13 protein-coding genes and 2 tRNA genes are annotated in these 13,981 nt (G+C 59.7%); 4 read left to right on the top strand and 11 right to left on the bottom strand.

Translation table 11 applies throughout. From position 1 onward, the window contains the following. The first annotated feature begins 149 nt into the window (after window positions 1–149). Complete coding sequence (locus QM716_RS10280; RefSeq protein WP_283304061.1) at window positions 150–443, top strand: hypothetical protein; 294 nt, start codon at window positions 150–152, stop codon at window positions 441–443. Between the two features lie 148 nt (window positions 444–591). On the opposite strand, the gene QM716_RS10275 is transcribed toward QM716_RS10280, so the two are convergent. The 9 genes from QM716_RS10275 to QM716_RS10235 all read right to left on the bottom strand — a co-directional run bounded on the left by QM716_RS10275 (window position 592) and on the right by QM716_RS10235 (window position 9,760). After that, window positions 592–665 (bottom strand) — tRNA-Leu (locus QM716_RS10275). A 123-nt stretch (window positions 666–788) separates the two neighbouring features. Beyond that, on the bottom strand, window positions 789–1,298 hold the full coding sequence (locus QM716_RS10270) for a hypothetical protein (RefSeq protein ID WP_283304060.1): 510 nt from the start codon (window positions 1,296–1,298) through the stop codon (window positions 789–791). Continuing rightward, entirely contained in the window at window positions 1,295–2,206 is a 912-nt protein-coding gene (locus QM716_RS10265) for a ParB N-terminal domain-containing protein (RefSeq protein ID WP_283304059.1), read from the bottom strand. The genes QM716_RS10270 and QM716_RS10265 overlap by 4 nt, the downstream gene beginning before the upstream one ends. 641 nt (window positions 2,207–2,847) lie before the next feature. Continuing rightward, complete coding sequence (locus QM716_RS10260) at window positions 2,848–3,018, bottom strand: helix-turn-helix domain-containing protein (RefSeq protein WP_283304058.1); 171 nt, start codon at window positions 3,016–3,018, stop codon at window positions 2,848–2,850. A gap of 92 nt (window positions 3,019–3,110) precedes the next feature. Next, window positions 3,111–3,704, bottom strand: coding sequence for a hypothetical protein (locus QM716_RS10255; protein WP_283304057.1), 594 nt, complete (start codon window positions 3,702–3,704; stop codon window positions 3,111–3,113). Window positions 3,705–3,735: 31 nt separating this feature from the next. Next, window positions 3,736–3,903, bottom strand: coding sequence for a hypothetical protein (locus tag QM716_RS10250; RefSeq protein ID WP_283304056.1), 168 nt, complete (start codon window positions 3,901–3,903; stop codon window positions 3,736–3,738). A 1,317-nt stretch (window positions 3,904–5,220) separates the two neighbouring features. Further along, window positions 5,221–6,129 carry a tyrosine-type recombinase/integrase gene (locus QM716_RS10245; RefSeq protein WP_283304461.1) on the bottom strand — a complete coding sequence of 303 codons (909 nt, stop codon included), beginning with the start codon at window positions 6,127–6,129 and terminating at the stop codon, window positions 5,221–5,223. 539 nt (window positions 6,130–6,668) lie between these two features. Beyond that, entirely contained in the window at window positions 6,669–7,847 is a 1,179-nt protein-coding gene (locus QM716_RS10240; protein ID WP_214514246.1) for an acyl-CoA dehydrogenase family protein, read from the bottom strand. A gap of 95 nt (window positions 7,848–7,942) precedes the next feature. Then, entirely contained in the window at window positions 7,943–9,760 is a 1,818-nt protein-coding gene (locus tag QM716_RS10235) for an ABC transporter ATP-binding protein (RefSeq protein WP_283304460.1), read from the bottom strand. Between the two features lie 105 nt (window positions 9,761–9,865). Here QM716_RS10235 and QM716_RS10230 point away from each other — a divergent pair, with 105 nt between their 5' ends. After that, window positions 9,866–10,327: a MarR family winged helix-turn-helix transcriptional regulator gene (locus tag QM716_RS10230; protein ID WP_283304055.1), complete on the top strand. Its 462-nt coding sequence runs from the start codon at window positions 9,866–9,868 to the stop codon at window positions 10,325–10,327. Between the two features lie 4 nt (window positions 10,328–10,331). On the opposite strand, the gene ssb is transcribed toward QM716_RS10230, so the two are convergent. After that, entirely contained in the window at window positions 10,332–10,754 is a 423-nt protein-coding gene (ssb, locus tag QM716_RS10225; protein ID WP_283304054.1) for a single-stranded DNA-binding protein, read from the bottom strand. A 181-nt stretch (window positions 10,755–10,935) separates the two neighbouring features. Continuing rightward, window positions 10,936–13,071 carry a bifunctional copper resistance protein CopD/cytochrome c oxidase assembly protein gene (locus QM716_RS10220; RefSeq protein ID WP_283304053.1) on the bottom strand — a complete coding sequence of 712 codons (2,136 nt, stop codon included), beginning with the start codon at window positions 13,069–13,071 and terminating at the stop codon, window positions 10,936–10,938. A gap of 97 nt (window positions 13,072–13,168) precedes the next feature. Here QM716_RS10220 and QM716_RS10215 point away from each other — a divergent pair. After that, window positions 13,169–13,241: transfer RNA gene (locus QM716_RS10215), tRNA-Arg, on the top strand. Window positions 13,242–13,761: 520 nt separating this feature from the next. Then, on the top strand, window positions 13,762–13,968 hold the full coding sequence (locus tag QM716_RS10210) for a hypothetical protein (RefSeq protein WP_283304052.1): 207 nt from the start codon (window positions 13,762–13,764) through the stop codon (window positions 13,966–13,968). The last annotated feature ends 13 nt before the right edge of the window (window positions 13,969–13,981 follow it).

Raw genomic sequence — 13,981 nt, 5'->3', positions numbered from 1 at the left:
GAGGGCTATTCCTCGCATGGAGACACTCAGCCGATGGTGCGCACCTGCTTCCCGAACGGATCCGAAATCTGAATCCGTTTCGACGTAGACAACATGCCACCGTCTACGCCACGGCCTCCAACATCGGGATAGGCAGTTCCACTGCGCTAGTGGAAGTCAGCATCGATCCAGATCTGCCGCTTAGGCCACGTGTGACTGCACTGGAAGCCAATCTGAATGCGGCACGTCGGGATATCGCCGCACTCACTTCAGTCGTGCAGCAACAAACTGAGAAGCTCGTGGCCGAGGATCAGCGTATCGAGCGGAGTTTTCTCGCGGCACTGTCGGAACAATCCCGCGAACACGCCGGGCATGCGGTTATCGAACTGAGGACCGCCGTGCTGGGGTTGTCTTTTTCGGCGTTCGGCGTCCTGATACAACTGCCTCAAGCGTTGGGCGCATAGCCACCCTGTTTGTAGGCAGGGTGGTGGCCTGAACCAGACCGCCACCCGCCAAGGCGGACCACGGGAACCACCCACAAGCTCACCGGGTCAACACCACCCTGCCGCGACTGGCCAACGCCCGCAGGTTCTCACACCGACATGTGAGCCGTACCCCGTGCGAGAGTTGAACTCGCACACACATTCCTTTGTGGAATGCCGCTTTGCCTGTTTGCGTAACGGGGCAGATCTTCCGCCCTTTGTGGGCGGGGATGCAGCAGCTGGTTTGGCGGGTCGCGATTAGTATCTGAGACACCCAACTTCAAACCAGCTACAACTAAAGTTTACGGTCCGGTCGCCCGAGCCGGTTTATGCCGCGACTGCCATGGAGTCAAGGAATACCCCACTGAGAACCCGGGAACCAGTTATCGACATCGCGTCGACCAGATATGCCGTTGAGTTCTCCGAGTTGTCGAATGCGCCTTGCTGCTTCTGAAGATTGCCGCGACGATTTTCCAACAGGTGGAGCAGGTCCTCTGCGGTCAAGCTCCCCGTCGGGATGATCACCCCGTTGACGCGCACCGGAAGCTCTAGGTGCTTCGAGGCGGAACCCCAAAGCCCTTCTCCCGCTTGCTTCAATAGTTGAACTAGTTCCGCCAGGTTCCGGTTAAACGTGCTCCGCGAGTAGTCGACCCACCGTTTCTGTTGCGCCCTTACCATTTGGGCGATCGGGTCTAGGTTGGGAAAATAGCCTGCTGCAACTTTGGATCGGAAGTCTGCTTCGACCGACGACCATAGGTGTGTCTCGTCGATGCCGTCGGCGTCGTTTGCCAGTTGGGCGACAGTCTCATTGAAGAACTTGTTGAGGTCTTGGTTCATTTCTTTGTCCACTCCAGGAGGTCGCTGAGGAAGCTGATCGCGCCCTCAATTTTGTCGGCGGTGTATGCGGATGCGTTCAGGTCGGCCAGCTCCTTAGCATTGAATCCGTCCATGAATTCTGCAGCTGGGATGTTGCGTTTCGCTGCGAGCGGGAGGATGGATTGCGCGCAGCCGGTGTACAGGCTGTAGCGAATGTCGCGTTCGGCTTTGGCGGCGCGTTCGGCTTCCTCAGCTTCACGTCGAGCCGTCGCGGCCTCCCTTTTGAAGTCCGCTTCCCAGCGAGCTTTTGAGACAGACGGCGCTTCATTGCCTGTCAGATAGTCGGGCGCTTTGGCTTCGAGGAACGTGCGCGCATCGGTCTCACGCTGCTCGGCGCGCTTCTCTTCCTCGAGGAGCGAGGTCTCGTAATCCCGATTCTCACAGGCACGTTTGAATGCCGCATCGAGAGCCAGGGTGCCGTCAACCACTTCAGAAGCAAGGTCAGGCGCGAAGTCGAGGACAACGCCGGCCTGGTTCAATGCCTTGCGCCAGAGATCTATATTGGAAGATTCTCCAATATGAACTGAGTGGCGTTCCCATCGTCCATTATCTTTCCTGCGTCCATCGGCGGCCAATACTAATGCCGTACTCATCGCCCTCGCACCAGTTGACATGTGACGACGACCCACATTGCAGGCGATGACGAACTCGGCGAAATCATCGCCGGCGTACACCTCGGTTCGAGCCTCGATACCAGCCCGATTACACGCCTCCAAACGATTGCGGCCATCCAACAACAGGCCGCCATTGGTGACTGTCAGCGGATGGAGCAAGCCGACGGTCTTGATCGACTCCGCAAGCTCATCCAACTCGCCATCCGACAACATCGGAAACTTGTCCGCATACGGGTGGACTCCAACGATACTCATGTGTCTCCTTCGAGATTTTGGTGAAGCTTCCATGTAGTCAGTAGTCAAAGTCGTTTGCAGGGCACGGTTTCGGCCGGCCTGCGCCTTCGGGGCGTCGTTGCGAAGTGAACAGTCCACTCGCCTTGTTGGCCTCGCTCTGTAGTTTGATCCGCAGAAGGTCGGAGTGTCGCCACTTCGCATAGCGGCCTTCGCCTTTGGATTCCAGCTTGTTGTCGGTCGCCCATTTTGTGATGGTTCGTGTCGATCTGGAGAGGCGTTCAGCTGCCTCGTACCGCGTCATCCAGGTATCTCGTTCATGGTTCTCGTTCACGCGTTGGCGTGCCTTTCTCTGTGGGTGGTGTGGCAGTTTTGGGCATGAAGATGGCCACCTCTGAAATCGGTCTCAGTGGCGGCCTGGCTGTGATGTTTTCTGGTTCAAACCAGTAGTACTTAGATCATTGCATCTGCATGTCTCACACCGGTTTACGTCAAGATTCGCCGGTTCCTGCGCGGAAGAGTGCAGCTAGTCGACTCCACCGTTCCTCAGTGAGGGGTGGAGCGGCAGCGAGTAGTTCGGCGATGCGTGGATCCACCTGGGGGCGTTCAAGTTTAGACAAAATATTCCTATTCGAAGGCACAAATCTGTTCAGCGGTAAGTGCGGTTACGCGTTTGCCCTCTCCCACGCCACGATCTTGTCCACGTTGAAACGCCACAACTTTCCGATCCGCATCGCGGGAACTTCACCGCACGCCGCGAGGTCACGGACTCTTCGTTCGGAGATCACCCATCGCATCGAAAGGTCCTTCACAGTTATAAACGTTGTCTCTGCCATTCTTCCTCCTGTTCTGGTGCGCAATTTGCGCACTTCAACTGCTGGCAACTTTCGCCGGTTATGGGTTCCGTCGAGATCCGTTGGCTGCTGGGCTACCACCCGCCCAGATCACCTCTAGAGGCTGAACCTCCCGGACTCGCCAGAGACCTTGGCCCTTCGCGTTTCAGCTTCCGAGCAGACTCAAGAGCAACCTGCACCGCGAACCGAGGCGAGTAAGTCCCGGTCGCCAGGATCCCCAAGACAGTCGACTCATCATCAATGCCACCGACGACCTCATCGATCCAGGCGAGCACAGCCTCATCATCGTTCGGATCCAGCCAGTCGGGCAGCGGTTCTCGCTCCGCCTTGGGTGGCCGTTCCGTCGAGTGCGGCGTCCAATGCAGCGTGTAATGGTTGGCTGCCTGGGTGCTGAACCGATCGTCCTTCGTGAACGAGAAGGACGGCGGGTTGCCGCCGTCCTTCCACTGGTGTCGGACAGTGAGCAGTCCAGCCGCGACGAGTGCACTTGATGCTTTGTCGATGGCGTCTCCGCCCTTGAGGCCCATCTCAGCCGCCAACGTCTCACGCTTCGCATAGAACTCGCCCGTCTCGAAATCGGCATGCATTGCCATCACCGCGTACAGCGAAAGAGCTTTGTAGCCAAACCCTTTCGTTCCGTCGCCTTGGACGCCGGCCATCTTGATCACTGAGAAGGGGATCCGCGCGAACATGTCGGCGCTAGTCAAATTTCACCGCCGCCCCGAGCGCGTTAAGCCAAACGCCGGCAACGTCATCTTCAGATCGAATTGTGGTGATGGCGTGAGACTTCTCGAGTTCGCCAAGGGACTCAAGAACTTCATGCCTGGTCCAGCCCATCGCGGCTGCCAGATTGTCCAAAAAGTCCATAGGCTGATAGCCTCCTTTTCCAGGTAGTTGACGATCGATTGCACTCGATCGAGTTGAAAATGCACGTACGCGCCACACGCCTTGATGGCATGCAGCGATAGATCTGACGCTGTGAAATTGACAAGGATCCCCCACCTGGCAGCGGGCAGAGCTGTAGCCGACAAATCGGCACGGAGAATGACGCAACGAAATCCGCATTGTGCGGGCGTTGCGTCACAAGAATGAGCTGCGGTGCGGGACTGTTAGATGTCGCCCCGACGAGTCTGCTCAATCGGCATGGTACACGTTGTTCCGTTCTACCGCAAGCGTAGCCCTCGTGGCCGACAGAAACACATAACGCGAGATGTTGTGAGTCAGATCCACTAAGGATGCAGGTCAGTTGAGGCTTGTATCGGATCCGATAAATCCGATCGGCGTTTTGCACATCACGATCGTGTGCCTCATCCCGCCCATGCCGCTTTTCATCTCTTCAAGATCGTCACCTGGTCGCCCACCTCGTGTGGGCCCATAGTTACTAATGGATCTTGTTTAGTAGTGGTTCTTGTTTGTACCCCAAATTTGCCACCCCCCGGGGTCGTAAATTTGCCACCCCCCGGGGTCGTAAATTTGCCACCCCATCCTCGCTGTTGCCGAACCTATGCCGGCGCGGTGACAGTTCATGCCGAGCAATACCGCGCCTACCTGCCACGATAACCACATGTAGCGGCGCTACACGTGCGTTACAGAACCAAGTGCATGCCGAGTCACAGGCTGGCTGACCTGCGATGATTCGCTCTCCCCACAGGACTCCTCCGAGCCCCCGGCGTATCCCTCCGAGTCCCCTGCGGTGATCTACATCGGATCTCCGAGACTCTCAATAATTCGCCACGGGCCTGCCTGCGACGGCCCTTTGCGACAACTTGCAACAGACTGCCGCAACAACATGTCCCCTGGGGACACATGCGGGGACTCCCCGAGAATTCCCACCGGGACAAAAACGCCATCACCGCAGGTAGACGCGGAATCCCACAGCCAAACTCAGGCCACACACTGGCTTGTCGTCGGGCGGTGATAGACCAGGGTTCCAAGCACCTTCTGTAGCAAAGCGCTAGCACCCGCTAAGCACCCGCTGTAGCAGAGCTCAAGCGCCCGCCACGGATCCAGGCGACATAGTCGGGAGCATTCCCAGGGTGTCGGGAATCGGCGCAAAGTAGCTCTGGGGCGGCCGGGCCAGAGCTACTTGCAGTGAGCGCTCCGGGAAGCAACCGACATAGACGAGGTGCGCCAATTGGGACACCTGAGTTAGGTCAGTGACTTAGTTCAATGCAATCCCTGCACTCAAAGCAGACCATCGAACACAGCGCGGGTCTTCTCGTCCTCCCCTGGCCACAGATGTGAATAAACCGCCAACGTCACCATTGGCGATGCATGACCCAACCTCTGCTGAACCGTCGTCACCGAAGCACCTGACGCGATCAACGCGGACGCAAAGAAGTGACGTAACGAATGCCAGGAGTGATTCTCAACGCCAGCCTCCGAAGCCACTGCTCGCCACACTTTCGCAATGTGCGCGCTCGACCATTGACCGCCCTGAGTGGCACGAAACAGCGGCGTGCTCGGGCCGTAGTCCGGATGAGATTCGAGATGCGCCTCGATGGCTCGAATCGTGGAATCCGGCAGCGGGATCGTTCGCCGAGACTTCTCCGACTTCAGGGGTCGCCAACCAAACGCGGTGTGATGTCCGTCAGCCTGCTCGGTTACGTCCACGACTTGACGTTCGAAATCGATCGAACGGACACGCAATCCGGCAAGCTCACCAGCTCGCAGACCACTTGTCGCACCGAACTCAAGCATTGTTACGAATGGTTCATCAGCCGCAGCCATCAGCGCTCGAATCTCATCGAGCAATAGGATCTGATGGGGCTCGACAGCCTGATTCGCGGTCCCTTTTCGACGCACCGCAGTCACCGGATTTCTAACGATCTGGCCTTGGGCTACTGCATCATTGAACACAGCCGACAAGGTCCCAGTGAGCGTACGGATCGAACTGTTCGACAGCGGCCGACCATCAACCCACGGACGCCCATTCGCAAGGACTGCTCGCCATCCCCGAACATCGTCGGCGTCGATGTCGCCTAGCTTTTTGAACTCAAGATCACCGAGGTTCGCGGCAAGATGCGTGCGTACTGCCCGAGTTGACTCGGTTGCAGATTGTTCAATGTGGGCTTCGAGGATTTTGCTGAGCATCTGATTGTCTACGCGTGCGCCAGTTGGCTTGAGTCCTTCGCGATCCCGGATCCAGTCACGGGCTTCTTTCTGCTTCGCGAAGCTCTTCGAGATTTCCTTGCCGCCGACACGCGTCCGCGCAATGTACCGGGGCGGCTTCCCCTCGGCGTACGTGCGGCGCTGTATCGATCCCATTCGAGGAGTGTATCGGGTGCGGGGGACTCCCACATATCCCCCGACCGAAACAAACTTTGCACGCCGAACGTGCCGCAAACGCGCACACTCTCGTGAGCACAAAATGGGCTATCAACTGCAAATACGCCCTCTACCATTGACAATGGATTCACATTGTGCGTAGGGTCTACAACAACATCGTGTAAATGAACTCAGCCATGACCGCCAGCCTATCGGTGTTTGTCCTATAACCCACATTGCGCGTTGGCTGTCACTCAGATGCGGGTTCTGCGGACAGTCCGAGGTCACCGACCAGATTCACCGACATGCTTATCGACCCCCACGAAAACCGTGATTGGGACACTTCCGAGAGTCCCCCGGACGGCTCAGATCATTGCCCGGTGGATGCCCTGCGGTTCGCCACCGAGCTGCGAGAGCGTCGACGCATGGAAAATGGAACCGGGCACATGGATCGCGTGCGCCAAACCGGCATGGGCATCACGCCAGAACCGCTGCATCGGCGTGCTCAACTGCAACGCGCCACCACCGGAACGAGCAAAGATCTCGTCCACCGCCCGCACCGCACGCCACGCCGCAGCAGTCTGCGTACGCCGACCGATCGCACGAAGCTCGAACGAAACTTCCTGACCCTTCTCGGTCATGTCCCAGAAACGATCCACCGTCTCCAAGATCGCTGCCCGAGAAGCAGCGATCTCGGCAGCCGCCTCACCGATCGCGAAGAGCACGTACGGATCCTCCTTGATCGGAACACCACTGACCGTCACCCGCTCACGCTGCGCCGCCATGTTGCACGCCAACGCACCTTCCGCGATACCGATCAACGACGAGGTGATCCCCAACGGGAAAATGCACGAGAACGGGAACTTGTACAACGTCTCCGTACGGCCCGCTTCCTTCCACGCCGTCCCGTCGTACACCTTTCCGGCGTCGATCGTGCGGTAGGTGGGCAGGAATGCGTCCTTGACGATCAGATCCTTCGAACCCGTTCCGCGCAGGCCGACGACGTTCCAGCTGTCCTGGTCGATGTCGTAATCGGAGCGCGGCAACAGCACGTGCAGGTGCTTCGGCGGCATCAGCGGCTTGCCGGACTCGTCACCGACCATCGCGCCGATCATGATCCAGTCACAGTGATCGGTACCCGAGGAGAACGACCAGCGGCCGTTGAGGATGTACCCACCCTCGACGGGCCTCGCAACACCCATCGGCGCATACGGCGACGCCATCCACGTATCGGGATCGGTTCCCCACACCTCTTCCTGAGCCTTGCGGTCGAAGAACGCGAGCTCCCACGGATGGACCCCGACGATGCCGCTGACCCAGCCGGTGGCACCGTCCATCGCACCGATAGCCATTGCCGTCTCGGCGAATTCACGCGGATGCGCCTCGAGCCCACCGAACTCCTTCGGCTGGAACATCCGGATGACACCGGAGTCGCGCAGACGCTTCGCGCTGCCGTCCGTCAAGCGCATCAGCTTGTCGCCCTCGACTCCGTCGGCGCGGATCTCGTCGGCGAACTGTGAAATGTTGTCCAGAACCTGACCCATGATCTTTCCGCCTCCACCGATATTCGACCAACGACCACTAAAGTAGAACATGTTCTAGAAACTTACGGAAGTGGAACGGTCGACATTTCTCACACTCAGACGGTCTGCAATTCCGCAGGCAGTTCGACTGCGTCGCTACCTGAAGCCGTAAGCAGCTGCGCGTACCGCCCGCCTTGTTGCACCAGTTCGTCGTGGGTACCCTTTTCCACAACGACGCCCTGGTCGAGGACCGCGATGAGATCCGCATCCCGAACCGTGGAAAGCCTGTGCGCTACAACAAGAGTGGTGCGTCCGACCATCAGTTCGTCGAGCGCGTCCTGCAGCGCACGTTCGGTGCGGTTATCCAAGGCGCTCGTCGCCTCGTCGAGGACGAGGATCGGAGGATTCCGCAGGACTGTGCGCGCGATCGCGATGCGCTGCTTCTCACCACCGGAGAATCGGTAGCCGCGCTCTCCGACCATGGTGTCGTAACCGTCGTCGAGACCGGAGATGAACTCGTGAATCTGCGCGATGCGCGCTGCCTGCTCGATCTCGGCGTCGGTGGCGTCGGGTTTCGCGAACCGAAGGTTCTCACGAATTGTCGTGTGGAAGAGGTACGTCTCCTGCGACACCACGCCCACCAGGTCGGAGACCGTCGCCAGATCAAGGTCCCGCAGATCGACGTCGTCGATCCTCACCGATCCCGCCGTCGGGTCGTACAGACGTGCGGCCAAATATCCGAGAGTGGTCTTGCCCGAGCCGGTGGAACCGACCAGCGCCAAGGTTCCGCCTGCCGGGACCGTGAGGTCGATGTTGTCCAGAGTCTTGCTGTCGGTTCCCGGGTACGAGAAGTCGACGTGGTCGAACCGAAGTTCACCGGACATCTTCGTGCGGTCGAAGCTCTTCGACTCTTCCGGATCCGCGATGTCGATCGGCAGATCCAGGTACTCGAACACGCGACTGAACAGAGCCATGGAGCTCTGCACCTCGACGCCCGTGTTGAGGAGCATCATGGTGGGCCGGAACAATTGTGTTTGCAGCGTAGTGAATGCAACGAGGGTGCCGACGGTGATGGTATTGCCGTGATCGAGAGTGAAACCGGCAAACCAGTAGACCAATGCAGGCATGGCCGCGAAGGTGATCGACATGGTCGCCATGCGCCACTTGCCGGCCATCATGGCCCGAAGTTCGACGTCCGCGACTTCCGCTGAACGCTCGGTGAATCGATCCGTCAAAGCCGACTTCGCGCCGGTCGTCTTGCCGAGGAGAATGCCACTGACGGAAAGGGATTCCTCTACCTGGACCGACAGATCACTGAGCAGCTTCTGCCGCTTGCCCGAGATCTTTCGGCGCTCGTCACCGATCTTGCGTGCGATACGGATGAACACCGGCAAGATTGCCAGCGAGAAGATGGCGAGTCGCCAATCCAGAAGGAACAGAGCAACAATGGTGGCTGCCACGGTCGTTGCATTCTGCGCGATGGACGTTGCCGTGTTGGTGACCACCGACTGCATACCGCCGATATCGTTGGCAATGCGCGACTGAACTTCCCCGGTTCGGGTTCGAGCGAAGAATCCGAGCGACTGATTTTGCAGATGCGAGTAGACCCGCACGCGCAATTGGTGCATCAGTTTCTGGCCGATGCTGTTGGACATCCAGGTTTGCGCCACGCCGAGACAGCTCGTGATCACGGCAATGGCAATCATGCCGATGGCCAGAACGCTGACGAGTCCGAGGTTCTTGTCCGGGATCGCCTTGTCGAGCATTTCGCGTAGGAGCAGCGGACTGCCCAACGCGACGATCGCGCTGAGTGTGATGACCGCGGTGACGATGGCGATCTGAGTTCGATACGGCGCGAACAGTCCGAGTACGCGCTTTGCCGGTACAGATTCCGCCGGAGTGATCTCGACAGCGGATCGTTCGATGTTTCGCATGTGATCTGGTTTCACGTTTACCTCCTGGAGGCTCTCTCACCCTAGTTTCATTTTGATGAGGTTACCTCACTATGAGGCTGACACCAACAACGCTAGAATGGCGCCATGCATTCCCGAGAGCGCGAACTCACCGATGTCGTGATGTCCGTGGCACGGCTCATCCGCCGACGCCAAGTGGCAGCGCTGGAACCATTCGGCCTCTCGCCGTCGCAAAGCCGAGCGCTGCGAGTGCTGACCCGAGTGGGCGAACCGGTTCGACTCGGTTTTCTTGCCGAGCGATTGCGCATAGTTCCGCGGTCGGCGACCGACGTCGTGGATTCCCTCGAAGATGCCGGATGGGTGCGCCGCACTCCCGACCCGAACGATCGGCGAGCAGTACTGCTCGAGTTGACCGGCGCCGGCGCTGCCCTGGCTGCGGACGTCGCGAAAGCTCAACGACGCGAATCCTCCGATGTATTCGACGACCTCGACGAGTCGGAGCGAACAACTCTCACCGAACTCCTCGAGCGAGTGGACGCGGGGCACGATTGCTCTCGGCCCCGCGACTACCCGAAACCCTCGGTCTGAGTTCTCAAGCAGCGACGGTGTCGACTGCATCCTCGGCGTTCTCCGTGTTCTCCGCTGACGTCGGCTTGCTCTGACGCTCGATCTTCGAGATGCAACGAGCAAGGTCGGCGCCTACTGCCGTCGCCCGTAGCTCGAGATCGGAACGAGGCACACCCTCTTTGGTCGTGTATTCGTTGGTGCGCAACTCCCCCGCCACCATCACCGGATCACCCTTCATGATCGATGCGCCGACGCCGGTGACCAACCGCCGCCAGCAGCTGACCGTGAGATACAGGGTCGCTCCGTCCGTCCACTCCCCCGTCACCGCGTCTTTGCGACGCGTGTTGCTCGCCATCCGAAAGCTCAGCACCTCTTCACCATTGGTGGTCTGCCGCTTCACCGGATTGGTGATGACCGTGCCGACAACGGTTGCATGCGTTTCGTACATGTCCGATCCCCCTTCGAACTCCAGAACCCGCCAACTGCCGCGGGGCCGATCATTGCGTCGGCAGTTTCGATTATGGAACGACAAACACGTAGCTCGGGATTTCGATTTCCACCTGTACATCGGCGGGACAGCTGTGGAGAAACAGCACTGCCCGAGCCAAACGGCCCGGGCAGTGTCGGAGCTAGCTGCTAGTCGAGGATTCGTCGGATTTCTTGTTGCCGGATATCTGGTCCGCAGTGTCCACACCGGGAGTCTCCGCGTCAGCAGTCTCACTGGGCTTCCAACCCTCGCGGTCCCGCCTGGCCAATTCAGCGAACATCGCGTTGTGCGCGGCGAGGTCGGCGTCGTGGTCACGCTCGGCCGCACGGTCGGTTCGGCGCGCCGTCCTACCATCGCTGCGCGACCACTGCACCAGAAGCGCGAGCATGACCACCATGAGCGGAATCTCGCCGGTCGCCCAGGCGATGCTGCCGCCCAATTGCTGATCGCCGATCAGGTCGTTGTTCCAACCGAGGCCGAGCGAACGGAAGTACGCGCCGCCCATCACAGCGGTGGTGCTCATCAATGCCACGCCGAAGAACGCGTGGAACGGAAGCGAGCCGAAAACCATCGCCAGCTTGGTCACCGGCTGCAATTGACGCGGTGACGGGTCGATTCCGATCGCCACCCAGTAGAAGAGATAGCCGCTCAGGATGAAGTGCAGATTCATCAGCAGGTGAGCGCTGTGCGAGTCGACCGTCGCACCGTAGATTCCGCCGAGGTAGAGCGCGTAGAAGCCGCCGACAAAGAGAACTGCCGCCACGATCGGGTGGGTGATGAAGCGCGAGAACGGGCTGTGCAGCGCGGTCAGAATCCACTCGCGAATGCCTGGGACGCCGTCCTTGCCTGCCGGATCGAGTGCTCGCAGCGCCAGGGTGATCGGCGCACCCAGAACAAGCAGGACAGGGCCCAACATCGACAGCGCCATGTGCGCACCCATGTGAACGCTGAAGACTGCCGGCGCGTACTTGCCGACGCCCGACGACGTGGCGATCAAGAGCACCGCACAACCGCTCATCCAGGCGATGGTTCGGCCGACGGGCCAGGAATCTCCTCGCTTGGCCAACTTACGCAGGCCGATGCCGTAAAGAATCGCCGCAGCAACGGCAGCGGTGCCGAACATGAGGTCGAATCGCCAATCCGTCACGAACGCCATGAACGACGGCGGGTCGGGAAGGTTGTAGCCGAGTTCGACCTCGGGGATCGAGGGAATGGTCAGCGGCGGGGGCGGCGGGGTACGACCGAGGCCGATCGCGAGCCCGATGGTCGCCGCCATCACGATCCCTTCAGCGCCGGCAAACCGAATCAGTGCAGAGCGACTCTTCGGGTTCTCGGCCAATGCCGGCAGCGCCCGACTCCGCTGAGCCCAACCGAAGAACCCGAGGATGATCAGTGCAACGGTTTTGGCGACGATCAAGCGGCCATACGTCGTGGTGAAAACGTCGTCGAGAGGCAGACGGACAATCGCATTGATGACGCCGCTGAATCCCATGACGACGAAGCAGATGGATGCGACCGTCGAAAAGCGTCGGGCGGCCACGTCGGTGTAATCGCCACCGCGTCGGGCGTGTGCCAATAACGCGAATAAGCCGCCGGCCCAGAGCGAAGCGGCCACGAGGTGCAGGATCAGGCTGTTGGTGGCGATGTCATGCGAGCCGCCCGAAGAGGAGTGACCGGTGAGAGCGAGCGGCATCAGCCCGAGGAGACCGATCAGCAGCAGGAGCGGAGTCCACCACCAGCGCAGTGTCAGTCGGGCCAGGATCGCCAGAACGACCGCGATGATGGCCGTCCAACGCCAAGCGCCGGCGATCTCGACCTGATCAAGTCCCGACCAGAGGTTCGCCGGTTTGACGGCTTCGGCAAATGGCTGACCCGACGTGTCAGAGAGCGTCAGAGGCACCATCATGAACGAACAGATCGCCCACACGATGGCGGCCTGCGAGGCGGTTCGGACTGCTCGATAGCCATCGACGTCGAGGACGCCCGACTTCTGCGGCGGCACGAAGAACGCGGCCAGCAGCAGTGAGCCGATCGCAATGACCGCGGCGATCTCCCCCACTGCGCGCATCGCGGGCAGGCCGTACGTGGTGATCGGACCTGGATCCGGGATGCCCAGAAGTGTCAGCGCCTGCGACGCCGAGAATCCCACCACAATGGCTGCGGTGAGCCCTGCGATGAGTCCACTGACCACAAATATGGCGGTCGAAGAAGCGGGTGCACCGCTGTGCGGTGTGGACTCCGGTGGGGAATCTGTCGGCGCGAGGTCGGGTGTAGCCATACCTCAAGGGTAGGACCTTCGCGAACCGACTACGACAACGCGTCGGAGTTGGGCGGCGCGCGTCACATCCCGAACCCTCGAGTATGATGTTCCACGCGCCTCCGTAGCTCAGGGGATAGAGCAAGAGCCTTCTAATCTCTTGGTCGCAGGTTCGAATCCTGCCGGGGGCACTTTTCTTTGCCTTCTCGCAGGTCACGATATTCATCTGACCTGCACCGAAAAGCCAGCGCCAATTCGACATAGGTCGAGAAATGTCGAGTTATTTCGACCAAAGCGCGGAGTAAGCGCGGAGTCAGGATGGGGCTAGGGGCCGGCCGGAGCCGATCAACCTGCACGCCCGATCGGTTTGATTGCGCCGACTCCGATACAAGTCGGAGATTGCAGGCGCTGGACAGCGCACCAACCGAGTAAGGGTTCGAATGGTCGTTACGTACTGTCCGTCTGGTTTGATACTGACATGAAGAAGACCTTCGCCGCGGTTGCAGCCATTGGAGCGGTCCTACTTGCCACCGGATGTTCATCGGGCGACGCAGAGGACTTCAAGGCCCGGTCGGGGACTCAGCAATACGACTCCCCACAGGCCATCGCAGATGACTAACTGCCGCCGGAATCACCTGCGAGAACTTCACAAAGGACAAATCGACGAAATACTCGGCCGACGCGGGTCGTTGCACCATCGACGGACACGAGATGGTTCTATCAATCTTCACCTCCGATGATCTGCAAGAGGAGAACATCGCAAGCTTTGTGGGGGCCTTCGAGCCGGTCAAAATGGAATACGGATTGCTGGTCGGTTCGAAGTGGATGATCAACTGTGGCGATACGAAAGCCACGAACACATGCACGGACGTGAAGGCACAATTGGGCGGCCGGATCGTCAAGCCGACCTACATTTAGTCTTCGACGATCC

Origin of the sequence: Rhodococcus sp. IEGM 1409, from assembly GCF_030056735.1 — a bacterium.
Classification (GTDB): Bacteria; Actinomycetota; Actinomycetes; order Mycobacteriales; family Mycobacteriaceae; genus Rhodococcus_F.
This window is presented reverse-complemented; position numbering and strand designations above follow the sequence as displayed.